This is a genomic window from Acinetobacter sp. YH12058 (genome assembly GCF_013419805.1).
GTDB classification, from domain to species: Bacteria; Pseudomonadota; Gammaproteobacteria; order Pseudomonadales; family Moraxellaceae; genus Acinetobacter; species Acinetobacter towneri.
Map to the genome: position 1 here is coordinate 24,672 of NZ_VOZL01000023.1, position 13,419 is coordinate 38,090.

A 13,419-nucleotide genomic window follows, 5' to 3' on the forward strand; every position below is an offset into this window, starting at 1 on the left:
ATCACTGGAAATTATGTCAAAAATTCTAATAAAGCAAAGACCTTTACTTACACGCCCTGAAAACTTTCAGGGCGTCTCTACATTTGTTGCCCAAATTTTAGCGCGCCGTGGCGTTGCGTCTGAGCAGGAGCTGGAACTTAAACTGAAGCACTTGCTTGCTCCAAGCATGAAAGGTCTACCAGAAGCAATTCAGCTGATGGATCAGGCGATTGATCAGCAGAAAAAAATTGTAATTGTGGGCGATTACGATGCCGATGGCGCGACCAGTACCACACTTATGATTTTGGCATTGCGCGAAATGGGCGCACACGTGCAGTATTTAGTACCTGACCGTTTTAAATATGGTTATGGCTTAACCCCCGCCATTGCCGATTTGGCTTTTGAGCGTTATGCACCTGATCTATTAATTACGGTAGATAACGGAATTTCCAGTCATGCAGGCGTGGAACGTGCGCAAGCTTTGGGGATGCAGGTCATCATTACCGATCATCACCTCACAACGAAAGCCACCCCAAATGCAGAGGCTGTGGTCAATCCAAACCAATTGGGTTGTGATTTCCCAAGTAAAGCCTTGGCAGGTGTGGGTGTGGCATTTTATGTGTTGGCGAACTTATCCAGTCAGCGTAAAAAACAGGGCAAATCTGCTGCAAATTTAACGCAATATTTAGATTTGGTGGCTTTGGGCACCTATGCCGATGTAGCCAGTCTGGATTATAACAACCGTATTTTGGTGGATGCAGGCTTAAAACGGATACAGCAGAATTTATGTCGTCCTGGGATTAGCGCATTGCTAGACTTGGCAGGGCGTGAACCCACACAGCTTAAAGCGCAGGATTTAGGTTTTGTCTTAGGGCCACGTATTAATGCTGCAGGGCGCATGGAAACGATGGATATTGGAATCGAGTGTTTATTGGCAACGGATATGCAAAGTGCCTATGCTTTGGCACGTCAGTTAAATGCTTTGAATCAGGAACGTCGTCAGGTTGAAGCACAAATTAAACAAGATGCGCTGGCAGAATTGGAAAAGTTGCAGTTAGATCAAAGCGATTTACCGCATGCTTTGATTATGTTTGAAGAACATTGGCATCAAGGCGTGATTGGAATTGTCGCAGGACGTTTAAAAGAGCAGTTCCATCGCCCTGCGATTGTATTTGCTGCCGATGAAGATGGTGAGCATATTAAAGGCTCTGCCCGTTCAATTGAGGGGATTCACATACGTGACACTATAGAATTGGTTGCAGAACAATATCCACATTTGGTTAGTCATTTTGGTGGGCATGCAGCTGCGGCAGGTTTGACCATTCAAAAGGCGCACTTTGCAGAATTTAAACAGGTCTTTGAACAGATCATTGCGCAAATGGATGCGGATTTATTTCATGCTGTGCTATGGACAGATGGTGAATTGCCGCAAGAAGCTTTTGATTTACACACGGTAGATTTATTACAGCATTTGGCGCCGTGGGGACAAAAGTTTCCGCAGCCTGTGTTTGAGGGACGGTTTAAAGTGGTTGATTTTAGATGGTTGAAGGACGCTCATTTAAAATTGCGTTTGGCATTGGACAATGGACAAGTGGTTGATGCGATTGCGTTTGGTGCTAAAGATAAATTTGAATTTAACCCGATGCGGGATGATGTGCGTTTGGTTTATGAGTTAGAGCGCAATGTGTTTAATGGCAATGTGAGTTTGCAGTTGCAGATTGTGCATTTGGAGCAGTAATCCAAATAAAAAAATCCGCTCAAATTTGAGCGGATTTTTTTGCTTTTAATGTAAGGGATTAGAAGCGGAATGTACCATTGATGCCGTAAGAGTCCGCACCATCAGTTGTCGTGTAATTCACACCTACAGCAAATGCTGGGGTAAAGAATTTTTGTGCACGTACATTAAAGATAGTATCAAAATCTTCTTCTGTTGAATCTGCAAAAGAAACACCAACGCTTAAAGTTGGGTCGATATAAAGGTCTGCACCTAGACGATATACTGTTTCATCTGCAAAATAGGTTGCACCTTCAAAATTAGTATAATAGTTACCAATTTGAGTGACATATTTTGCGCGAAGTGTTGCAATAGTATCATCTTCAGCAGTCCAAATATTTGTAAAGCTGTTGATAAAACCGATTTGGCTTGCTTGGATTGGGTCAATATTTTCTTTTGCAACACCAGCTGCTAATAACAAACTATTGATTGGTAAATAACCCACTTCCAGTGCATAACCTGTGTTGTCTGCCGAGATCGAATCTTCATCATCTTCGATTGTAATTTCAGAACGGTTTAATTTGGCGGAAAAAAGCACCCTTCCGAAGAAGGGTGCTATTTGAGTAAGGAATTAGACTTAAGCTTAGAAGCGATATTTCGCAGCGACACCAAAGCGGTTGTAGTCAGCATTACCAACTTCACCAAAGCCTACACGACCTTCCAAACTGACTTGTGGTGTAAAGAATTTACGTGCACTCACACCAAACTCATCATTATCGTTGATATCGTTGCTGTAATAATCGACACCTACACTTAGCGTTTTATCAATGAAGTAATCCGCAGCAAGATTGTATTCATCGAGATCACCAAAAGCAGCACCTGCTTCAAGGTTGATGTCTTTACCATTCGAAAGTGTAGTTACGTATTTAGCACGTAAAGTCGGGTCTACACCATCATCACGGTCATTATCCCAACCTTTAAGACCTGCTGCGATTAACAAGCCTGGTGCTGGTAAATAACCAACTTCTGCACCATAGGTGGTTAAATCATTGTTTAGGTCATCATTGTCTTTCAAGTCATGACCGCTCACATTACCACTTAAGTAAAAGTCTGAATTCGGTACAAAGTACTCTGCACCTACGCCGTAAGTATGCGCTTCATTGTCGCCAACTTCGTCATATTGGTATTTGGCATTTACGTTGCTAGCACGATCAAGGAACGCTGCTTCTGCCAAAGGTGCATTACGGGTTTGTACAGGGTTAAAGTAATAAGTACCATCTACACCGAATGAACCGCTTGAACTGCCGTTGTCTGGATCAATCAGTCCTGCTGATGCACCAATTTCAGCTTGATATGCGTTCGCAGTACCAGTGATAGCCAAAGCTGAAAGTAGGGCTGATGCGATTGCTAATTTTTTCATGGAAAGTACCCCTCTGAAATCTGGTTAACAGTTAAACTTTTTGTTACAACTTTCAGTCTAGGCGAAAAAAAATCAGCGTCAATCACAGGAAAGTTGCCGCTTTGTTACAAGCGTAAATTTGTGTAATATTTTGAGTTTAAGTGATTGAAATAAAAATGAAATAATTAAATGTTTTGTTTTATTAAAACTATGTGTATTTTGTGAATTTTACTAAAGTTGATCATTAAATCATCAAACTTGTTTCATCTTTGTTTTATTTTGGCGGGTTGAAGCAATTACCATACACCACTTTTTAAGCATGTTTTCAGCTGAATGTGTCAGGCAAAAAATCAGGGCGATAGATCGGCCATTAAGATAAATATCCGTGTTAATCGTGCATGCTATTTTAGGTTGGATATCATCAGGCTTTCACTTTAAAAGTTTAAAGCGATCTTTATTTTTAACCACATTTAGCATTCAACTTATAAAAGCTGAAAAGTTATGCTGGAATTTACAGCAGGATAGAAATGCCAGAACATGTCTGTGCTACAATTATCAGTTAATAAGCTTCATTGTTAATTGAGAGAATTTACGTGGAAATTAATCCTTATCTAAACCAATTAAAAGACTTGAACGAACGTGGTCAAACACTACGGGGGTATCTTTGACTACGATCTGAAAAAAGAGCGTTTAGAAGAGGTTCTCCGCGAGTTAGAAGATCCTGCAATCTGGAATGATCAAAGTCGTGCGCAAGCTATGGCCAAAGAAAAGGGCGAGCTTGAAAACGTGATTCATGTCCTAGAAGGTTTGGCGACCCAGTTAGAAGATGCCCAAGCCATGCTAGACTTAGCCGTTGAAGCCGATGATGAAGATTTATTGGTGGATGTACAGTCTGAATTGACTTCTGCAGAAGAAGAACTGGCGAAATTAGAATTCCGTCGTATGTTCAGTAATCCAATGGATCCAAACCCATGCTATGTTGAAATTCAGGCAGGTTCGGGTGGTACAGAAGCGCAAGACTGGGCATCGATGCTGTTGCGTATGTATATGCGCTGGATTGAACGTCACGGCTTTAAAGCAGAATTGATGGAAGAATCGGATGGTGATGTGGCAGGGATTAAATCTGCGACCATTCGCGTAGAAGGCGAATATGCCTATGGTTGGTTGCGCACTGAATCGGGTGTGCATCGTTTAGTGCGTAAATCGCCATTTGACTCAGGTAACCGTCGTCATACGTCATTTTCTGCAGTGTTTGTTTCACCAGAAGTGGATGACAATATTGAAATTGATATTAACCCTGCCGATGTTCGTACCGATACGTATCGTGCATCGGGTGCGGGTGGTCAGCACATTAATAAAACCGACTCTGCGGTACGTTTAACCCACGCACCTACAGGTATTGTGGTTGCTTGTCAGAACCAACGTTCGCAACACGCCAACCGTGACCATGCGTGGAAACAGTTACGTGCCAAGTTGTATGAACTGGAAATGAGTAAACGTAATGAGGCGGCTCAAGCACTGGAAGACTCGAAGTCTGATATTGGTTGGGGAAGCCAAATTCGCTCTTATGTATTGGATGATTCACGTATTAAAGACTTGCGTACAGGCGTGGAAACTTCAAATACAGGTGCGGTTTTAGATGGTGATTTAGACAAGTTTATTGAAGCCAGTTTAAAGCAGGGTCTATAAGTTACGGTCTGTAAGATCCTAATGAGCCTGCCCAATTCAGTGAAGTTGCTTAAAAATTTATATAAATCGTAAAAAAACGATATTAATATCGAAAAAATACGATATATTAAAAGCAGCTGCTGAATTGGGCTTATATTTACGAATATGTGTCTGAATGATGGATGTCGATTTAATCTTTAAAGCCTTAGCCAATCCTACCCGTCGGCAAATTTTAGAATGGTTAAAAGCACCAGAACAATTTTTGTCGGTAGATGAGTGTGGCGACTTTAAGCGTGGCGTATGTGCAGGACACATTGAGCGTTTGGGCAACGTGTCGCAATCGACCATGTCAAATCATTTATCGGTACTGCAACAGGCAGGTCTTATTCGTGCAGAAAAATATGGACAATGGTCGTATTTTTCTCGTAATGAAGCACTCATTCAGCAATATGTCGAATATTTAAAACACTCACTTTAACTGTGAGATTAGAGGCAAAAATGGCTGAATTAGACTCTCCTTTAGTTTTGGGTGATCTGCATCTAAAAAACCGTGTGGTGATGGCACCTTTAACCCGTAGCCGCGCCAGCGATGACCGTGTTCCAACGCCAATGATGGCAGAATATTATGCACAGCGTGCCAGTGCAGGTTTGATTCTTTCAGAAGCAACGGTAATTTCTGAAGAAGCCAATGGTTATTTAAATACCCCAGGATTGTTTACCGATGCTCAAGTGCAGGGTTGGAAACTCGTTACCGATGCCGTGCATGCCAAAGGTGGTTTGATTGTGGCGCAACTGTGGCATGTAGGTCGTGTTTCACATCCAGATTTACTCAATGGTGCAACACCAGTATCGGCAAGTGCGGTACAACAAGCAGGTTATGTCAGTTTGTTGCGTCCTAAACGTGAATATGTGTTGCCACGTGCCTTAGAAATTGCAGAAATCCACACCATTACCGAGCAATATAAACAAGCCGCCATCCGTGCCAAAGAAGCAGGATTTGATGGGGTAGAGTTGCATGCAGCCAATGGTTATTTGATTGATCAATTCCTGCAAAGCAAAACCAACCAACGTGACGATGAATACGGTGGTTCGGTTGAAAATCGTGCGCGTTTCTTGTTAGAAGTGATGGACGCCTTAATTGAAGTCTGGGGCGCAGGTCGAGTCGGTGTGCATTTAGCACCACGTGGCGATGAGCACGACATGGGAGATGATGATCCACGTGAAACCTTTGGCTATGTCATGCAGCAATTGGGGCAGCGTAAAATTGCCTTTTTCTTTACCCGCGAATATTTAGCCGAAGACAGCATTTCCCAAGAAATGAAAGTACGTTCAGGCGGTGTGCCATATATCGCGAACATGCGTTTAAGTCGTGCTGATGCCGTGGAATTATTGGCTTCGGGCAAGGCCGATGCGGTGTCATTTGGTAAGGCGTATATTGCCAATCCAGACTTGTATGAGCGTTTATTGGCAGATGTACCTTTAAACGAACTCAAGCTGGAAAACATGATTGGTACAGCCGTTGCAGAAGGCTATATCGATTATCCAACTTTGGCGGAAACACAACACGCTGTAGAATAAAAGCCAGTATAGCGCCACATGCAATTAACATGCGCGTGTGGCTCTGTTATATTTTGCCGATAATCTTTCTTTGGGGCGCATCTTTTGGCTACTCCATTTTGGTATAACGCAGCCTTGGCGCTGTTAAAACCGATTTATCAGTCACGTATTCGTAAACGTGCCGAACATCCTGAGCAATTACAACAAGAACTGCTTGAGCGTTTTGGCCCATTTCAGCCTGCTAAAAATTTACATGCCATTTGGTTTCATGTGGTGTCGGTGGGGGAAACTAATGCCGCACAACCTTTAATTGAACATTATTTAAAAGTGGGACATCCCGTTTTAGTCACCAATACCACCAAAACGGGGCAGGCACGCGCCAAATCATTATTTTTAAAAGCACCGTATTTAGATTTATTTCAAGCCGTGTATTTACCTGCCGATCAGGTGCATTTAATTCGTGAGTTTTATCAGAAATATCAGCCTAAATTATTGGCACTGGTCGAAACAGAGTTATGGCCAAACTTGATTGATCAGGCGCAGCATTTTCAAGTCCCGTGTTTGTTGATTAATGCGCGGCTTTCGGAAAAATCGGCCAAAGGCTATGCCAAAGTTAAAGGATTGACTCGTGGCATGTTGCAAAATTTGCAGCAACTTTTGGCGCAAGACTCTGCCACACAGCAGCGTTTTATCGCATTGGGGATGCCTGCCGAGCGTACAAACGTGGTGGGTAATATTAAATTTGATATTACTGCGCCAGAAGATTTTGTAGAGCAAGCCGCGCAGTTGCAACAGACATGGCAATTGGCACATCGCAAAATTATCACCCTTGCCAGTACCCATGCGCCTGAAGAACAGCAATTATTGACTGCTTTGAAACCTTATTTCGCACAGCATCCTGAACTGTTATGTATTGTTGTGCCGCGCCATCCAGAGCGTTTTGATGAAGTGGCTGTGCAGGTGAAAAAACTGCAACTCAATATGCAGCGCCGTAGTTTGGCTGAAGCGATTCAACCCGAAACACAAGTGTATTTAGCCGATAGCATGGGTGAAATGTGGTTGTGGTACGCCTTAAGTCAGGCCTGTTATGTCGGTGGTTCGCTGAATGAACCTGGCGGTGGGCATAATATTTTAGAGCCTTTGGCCTTAAATGTCGCCACGGTATTGGGCAAAAATTATTTTAACTTTCAAAGTATTGTGGATGAGTTTGTTGCAGCAGAAGCCGTGTATGTGGTCGAAGATGCTGAACAAGCTGTAAATACGTTAACGCAATTGTTGTTTGAACCTGCGTTGCGTGCTCAGCTGAATCAAAATGCTCAAGTGATTATGTATAAAAATCGTGGCTCTTTGACTGAGCATATTCACGTGATGAATCAGTATCTTTAAATATGAATATCGTTTTGCTTGACCCGCGACAGACCACAAATGAAGTGTGGTCTATTAGCACCCAGCGGCAAGTGCAGCATTTGCATACGCATGTTGGTGTGCAAGTCGGTGACACCTTGAAAGTCGGGATTCGTGGTGGCAGGCGTTATTTGACCGAAGTGGTGGAAGTCAGTGAGCAGCGAATTCAAGTCAAAGCCCTGTATGAAGAAGCTGTACCGAAAAAACTGCCTGTGACCCTGATTGTGGCTTTACCACGCCCTAAAGTATTACGTCGTTTAATTATGGATAGCGTGACGCTAGGTGTGGAAAAAATTATTTTACTGCACAGCTATCGGGTTGATAAAAGCTATTGGCAAACGCCATTTTTGCAGCAGCTCGATCAATATGTAACTTTGGGCTTGGAACAAGCAGGCGATACCATTGCACCTGAGATCCAACTTTATAAACGCTTTAAACCCTTTGTGGAAGATGTTTTGCCCGGTTTGATTTCTGCCGATTGTTCTGCTTATGTGGCGCATCCTTATACCGATCAAGCTATGCCACATGCCATCCAACATCCATGCAGTATTGTGATTGGCCCAGAAGGTGGATTTATTCCCTACGAAATTGATTTGCTCGAAAAAAACGGCTGCCAAGCGCGGCACTTGGGCAACCGTATTATTCGTACTGAAACTGTGATTGCTTATGTTTTAGGGCGTTTGTTTAGTGCGGGCTGAATCATCTTCATTGACTGCTGCATCACCACGATAAACTTTCACTTCCTGCACAGGATAAGGAATCGAAATGTGATGTTCGGCAAAAGCGGCAATTACCCGTTCTTGCACTTCACTGATGGATGCTGAAGTGGTGGTTTCCGTCGTATTTACCCACCAACGCACATTTAAATTAATCGAAAAATCGGCCAAGGCAGTGACATTGACGCTAAATGCAGGTTGGCTCAAGATTTTTATGTCACGGTCTAAAATGGCCAAAATAATATCTTTGGCTTTTTGTACGTCATCTTCATAACCAATACCGACCACAAACTCGCAACGACGACGGGTATAAGCCGTATTGACCGTTACGGCACTGGTATACACCGTAGCATTTGGAATCACGATTCGACGCCCATCGGGAGAGCGCAGGAAGGTGGCACGAATCTGAATATCTTCTACCGTACCTTCCATATTATTCACGATGATGTCATCACCAATTTTAAATGGTTCTCCAATCAAAATGAGCACACCCGATAATAAATTCTGGAAAATATCTTTAAAAGCAAAACCAATTGCCACGGAGCCTAGACCTAAAGCACTCATCAGTTGGCTTGGGGTAAAACCTGGAATTGCAATCACCATCGCAATTAGAAAACCAAAGAAAATAATTGCAGAGCTACCGACCCGATTCAGCACCAAAACCAAATTTTGTCGGGTATAGGAACGATTGTTCAGGGTCTTGCGAATAAACCATTTAAACAGTCGGGCAAGCAGCCAAAACAGAATCAGCACCACGGCTGCAATCATCAAATACGGCACACGTTCCCAAAATCCTTCCATAATTTTGTCGATGGTGGAGTAGGCGTCATTGTACTTGGCCGTATGATTGATCACGGTTTGCGTGGTTTTTTCAGTGGCTTCCTGCAACAGTTGACTGGTGTTTTCAGAAACTTCACTGAGTGAGGGTTTGGATTCTGCCACGATAATTCCGAATTCAAAATGAAGCGACTATTTTGCCTGAAAAACTCAATTTGGTTAATGAGCAATGCTTACTTGCCAGTATTTTAGACAACTTGGATAGAAGTGATGAGCGTACTATTTTGTAGCATTTAAACTGCGAGTTGTATGTGGTTTTATCTGTAAGACAGGGTCGCAGGTATGAATGATTGGCTGCGTAAAAAAATGTTAATACTCACGGTTATTAGACGATATTTTCTTTAAAAATAATGCAATGCGCAGTACAGTGGAATGTAAACCTGAAAGTATGAATGCAAGAATATGGCATTCGATCAACGCTTTGGCATGCTATTGTTTGTATAAAATTTATGCGACTAAAGCCGAATGGTGAGCCATAAAAAAGAAAGTTCATACTGTGAATATGCAGAAATAATAATCAATAACGTGGCATACATCTCGTGATGAGATGCAAGAACATCAAGGAAGTAGCAGATGAAAGACGTATATCCTGTTCCAGATGAATTTAAAAAGACTGCCCGCACCACTGAGGCAGAATATTTTCAACGCTATCAACAATCTATAGATGACCCTGATACTTATTGGGCAGAGCAGGCCCAACGCTTAGATTGGATTAAACCTTTTACCCAAGTCAAAAATACCAACTTTGACCCCGAGCATTTTAAAATTGAATGGTTTGCCGATGGGCAACTGAATGTCAGTGCCAATTGCTTAGACCGTCATTTAAAAGAACATCCGCATAAACCTGCAATTATTTGGGAAGGAGATCATCCATCTCGGCATAAAGTGGTTTCTTTTGCTTCTTTGCATGATGAAACCTGTCGTTTTGCCAACGTGCTGAAAAAGAACGGGGTGCAAAAAGGTGATCGGGTGGTGCTGTACATGCCAATGGTTTCCGAAGCTGCGATTGCCATGCTAGCCTGCGCGCGGATTGGTGCAGTGCATTGTGTGGTTTTTGGTGGTTTTTCTCCCGATGCTTTGGCTAGCCGAATTGAAGACTGTCAGGCCAAGTTAATTGTCACTGCAGACTCGGCCATGCGTGGTGGCAAGCCAATTTATTTAAAAGCCAATGTTGATGCTGCTCTAAAAGTAGCAGGTACCGACTGTGTGCAAAATGTGATTGTGGTGCACCGTACAGGAAATCCTATTGAGATGTTACCTGAACGCGACGTGTGGTATCACATGGAAATTATGTCGGTCAATGACATCTGCCCACCCGAGCCGATGAATGCCGAAGACCCATTATTCATTTTATATACTTCGGGTTCGACTGGAAAACCCAAAGGTGTTTTGCATACCACAGGCGGTTATTTGACCTATGTGAATAGCACGTTCCGAGAAGTCTTTGACCTGAAACAGGATGATGTGTTTTGGTGTACCGCAGATGTAGGCTGGATTACAGGGCATTCTTATGTCTTATACGGGCCATTGTCGAATGGTACATCTACCGTGATGTTTGAAGGTGTACCGAACTATCCAAGTTGGGCGCGCACAGGGCATATTGTCGATAAACACAACATCACCATTTTATATACTGCACCGACTGCCATTCGCGCCATGATGCGGGAGGGAGATCGTTTTGTACGTGAAAGTGACCGCAGCAGCTTGCGTTTACTCGGTTCAGTCGGTGAGCCGATTAATCCCGAAGCGTGGAACTGGTATTACAACGTGGTAGGCGAAGGACGTTGCCCAATTGTAGATACATGGTGGCAAACCGAAACAGGGGGCATATTAATTTCAGCATTGCCTGGTGCAACGCCACTGAAACCCGGTTCGGCAACCCGCCCATTATTTGGCGTGCAACCTGCTATTGTCGATGCCGAAGGTAATGAACTGGAAGGCGCGACCGAAGGCAATTTAATTATGAAAGATTCATGGCCAGGGCAAATGCGCGGTATTTGGGGCGACCCTGCACGTTTTATTGAAGCGTATTTTTCGACCTATCCGGGTGCGTATTTTACAGGAGATGGTGCACGCCGTGATGAAGATGGCTATTACTGGATTACAGGGCGTGTGGATGATGTCTTGAATATTTCGGGGCACCGTTTAGGTACTGCGGAAATTGAAAGTGCCCTAGTAGCGCATGAAGCTGTGGCTGAAGCGGCAGTGGTGGGTATGCCCCATGAGATTAAAGGACAGGGGATTTGCACCTTTGTAACTTTGCAAGTTGGTACACCCGAGTCAGAGGAATTGCGTGAAGAATTAGTCAATTGGGTTCGCAAAATTTTGGGGCCTGTGGCAACGCCTGATGCGCTGCATTGGGCACCTGCTTTACCTAAAACCCGCTCAGGTAAAATCATGCGCCGTATTTTGCGGAAAATTGCAGCGAATGAATTGGATAGTTTAGGAGATACTTCGACTTTGGCTGAGCCGCAAGTGGTGGAGCATTTGATTGCAACGGTGTATGGGGAGAGGTAGGTTAAGGTTACTGTCACTGTACACAAAGAAGTTAGATAAGGTTTGTTTTTTTATTTTTTTCGATGAAGTAAGGTGATTGTTTATATCATCTTACTTTATGCGACAACTCGTGTCGTCTTGCTTGGTAATTTGCTTGGGTGATTAAAAAATAACTGTAGAATAAATAACCATCATACAGATGATGTGGAATGGCATGAATATTCTAGGGTTACAGGCCAAGTATCGGCGTTTATATCATGAAAACTCAATTTGGAAATTATTAAGAGCAGATAACGCACCACATATTTTAGCGTTCATTGTTGACTTATTTGCAGAACAAAATGAAGTCCCTTATGGCCGTGCAAGAAATGTCTTGGATGAGTTGATTAAATCTAGTCGTGAGCAGGGTATTTGGCAGACAGAAAATAATGCAGCGCATTATTTAAATCATTGGATTCATTCAGGCTGGCTCAGAGAAATAGATGGCAAGCTGAGTAAAACGGATATTAGCGAAACCGTATTACGTTTTTGTCAGGGCTTGGATGAGCGAGCAACCCATACCACAGCATCACATTTAAGAATTGTGCAGGATGCGGTTCGTGATTTTGTGGTCGCATTGAGTGAAAATATTGAAGAACGAGTGGAGTTGCTCGAACAAAAAAAATTAGTGATTCAAAATGAAATAGATGCTTTGTTGGCGGGTGTTGTTACACAATTAGAAGAATCAGAACAAAAAGAAAGAATACGAGAAATTTATCAACTTGCTTCCATTCTTACAGGCGATTTTAGACGGGTCGAAGATGAGATTCGTCTACGAGATAAAGAGTTGCGTCTAGATATGATTAGTGGTGCTTATTCACGTGGAGAAGTATTGCTGAGCTTAATGGAAAAAGAGCAGTTGCTTGCCCAAAGTGATGCAGGCAGTGCTTTTGATGGGTTTTGTCAATTACTTCAGGATCAAGATCGTTCTACTGAGTTTAGAGAGCAGTTACGCAGTATTTTGAATCATCCTATTGCACAACAATTAAGCGAATCTCAACGTAAATATTTAGGTCAGTTAATGCGTGAGTTAGGACGCGAAAGTAGCCGAGTTTTCCAAGTCCGACGTCGTACAGAAGAAGGTTTGAGAGCTTATATTGAAAGTGGTGCAGCATTGGAAAACCGTTTGATTGATCAGTTTCTGTCGGAATTAGAAAAAAATGCAGTGGCGTTGTTGCAATCAGAGTGTGATTTAAAAACAGAAGTACAAGTAGATTTAGCCGTGGGTTCCATTCAGCTGAATTCGCCTGAAAGTCTTGCTTTAAAAAGTCCCACAGAACATATGGATACGCGTAAGGTCGAAGAGCAACAAAACAAGACTGAACCTAGTGATCAGATGCTGAAGTACTTAGACAGTGTACGGGTTCGTGCTGTTGCTGAAAAAGTATATCAAACGCTCGCACAGAAAGGGGTGATGAGTATTGCCCATTTAACACAGGAACATCCTGTACAAGCGGGACTTGAAGAGCTTGTTGCTTACTTGTGAACCGTACCGGGTTTGTCGGAGACCAACTTTCTTGAGAGAATGTTCCAATGACAAAACCAAAATATACCCCTGAAATCAGAGAAAGAGCGGTTCAATTATTGATTGAATCTGAAAAAGATTATCC

Annotated in this window: 10 protein-coding genes and 1 pseudogene; 8 read left to right on the forward strand and 3 right to left on the reverse strand. The window is 42.9% G+C overall.

Going from position 1 to position 13,419, the window contains the following annotated elements; translation table 11 throughout:
• The first annotated feature begins 13 nt into the window (after positions 1 to 13).
• A complete protein-coding gene (gene recJ / locus FTU09_RS11750; RefSeq protein WP_180080397.1) occupies positions 14 to 1,717 on the forward strand; it encodes a single-stranded-DNA-specific exonuclease RecJ in 1,704 nt (567 codons plus the stop codon).
• A gap of 58 nt (positions 1,718 to 1,775) precedes the next feature.
• Here recJ and FTU09_RS11755 read toward each other — a convergent pair.
• Together FTU09_RS11755 and FTU09_RS11760 are read right to left on the reverse strand one after the other, a co-directional pair.
• A pseudogene (locus tag FTU09_RS11755) lies at positions 1,776 to 2,282 on the reverse strand (putative porin); the annotation flags it as partial.
• A gap of 54 nt (positions 2,283 to 2,336) precedes the next feature.
• A complete protein-coding gene (locus FTU09_RS11760; RefSeq protein WP_004974263.1) occupies positions 2,337 to 3,113 on the reverse strand; it encodes a putative porin in 777 nt (258 codons plus the stop codon).
• Positions 3,114 to 3,685: 572 nt separating this feature from the next.
• Between FTU09_RS11760 and prfB the strand changes: the two genes are divergently transcribed.
• From prfB to FTU09_RS11785, 5 genes are all read left to right on the forward strand, one after another.
• Positions 3,686 to 4,781, forward strand: a protein-coding gene (gene prfB / locus FTU09_RS11765; protein WP_104852716.1) for a peptide chain release factor 2 whose coding sequence is annotated in 2 segments (ribosomal slippage) — positions 3,686 to 3,757 and positions 3,759 to 4,781 — 1,095 coding nt in all. Because the reading frame shifts where the segments join, the coding sequence is not laid out codon by codon here.
• 157 nt (positions 4,782 to 4,938) lie between these two features.
• Positions 4,939 to 5,238 (forward strand): helix-turn-helix transcriptional regulator, encoded by a 300-nt coding sequence (locus FTU09_RS11770; RefSeq protein WP_019837093.1) that lies wholly within the window; start codon positions 4,939 to 4,941, stop codon positions 5,236 to 5,238.
• Positions 5,239 to 5,258: 20 nt separating this feature from the next.
• On the forward strand, positions 5,259 to 6,338 hold the full coding sequence (locus tag FTU09_RS11775) for an alkene reductase (RefSeq protein ID WP_096901672.1): 1,080 nt from the start codon (positions 5,259 to 5,261) through the stop codon (positions 6,336 to 6,338).
• 84 nt (positions 6,339 to 6,422) lie between these two features.
• Positions 6,423 to 7,703: a 3-deoxy-D-manno-octulosonic acid transferase gene (locus FTU09_RS11780; RefSeq protein WP_180080399.1), complete on the forward strand. Its 1,281-nt coding sequence runs from the start codon at positions 6,423 to 6,425 to the stop codon at positions 7,701 to 7,703.
• 2 nt (positions 7,704 to 7,705) lie between these two features.
• Positions 7,706 to 8,419 carry a 16S rRNA (uracil(1498)-N(3))-methyltransferase gene (locus FTU09_RS11785; protein WP_180080401.1) on the forward strand — a complete coding sequence of 238 codons (714 nt, stop codon included), beginning with the start codon at positions 7,706 to 7,708 and terminating at the stop codon, positions 8,417 to 8,419.
• On the opposite strand, the gene FTU09_RS11790 is transcribed toward FTU09_RS11785, so the two are convergent.
• Positions 8,393 to 9,379 carry a mechanosensitive ion channel family protein gene (locus tag FTU09_RS11790; RefSeq protein ID WP_131261199.1) on the reverse strand — a complete coding sequence of 329 codons (987 nt, stop codon included), beginning with the start codon at positions 9,377 to 9,379 and terminating at the stop codon, positions 8,393 to 8,395. The genes FTU09_RS11785 and FTU09_RS11790 overlap by 27 nt on opposite strands.
• Positions 9,380 to 9,847: 468 nt before the next feature.
• Between FTU09_RS11790 and acs the strand changes: the two genes are divergently transcribed.
• Both acs and FTU09_RS11800 read left to right on the forward strand, forming a co-directional pair.
• A complete protein-coding gene (gene acs / locus FTU09_RS11795; RefSeq protein WP_131261198.1) occupies positions 9,848 to 11,791 on the forward strand; it encodes an acetate--CoA ligase in 1,944 nt (647 codons plus the stop codon).
• Positions 11,792 to 11,984: 193 nt separating this feature from the next.
• Positions 11,985 to 13,295 carry a DUF3375 domain-containing protein gene (locus tag FTU09_RS11800; protein ID WP_228274483.1) on the forward strand — a complete coding sequence of 437 codons (1,311 nt, stop codon included), beginning with the start codon at positions 11,985 to 11,987 and terminating at the stop codon, positions 13,293 to 13,295.
• Positions 13,296 to 13,419: the final 124 nt, after the last annotated feature.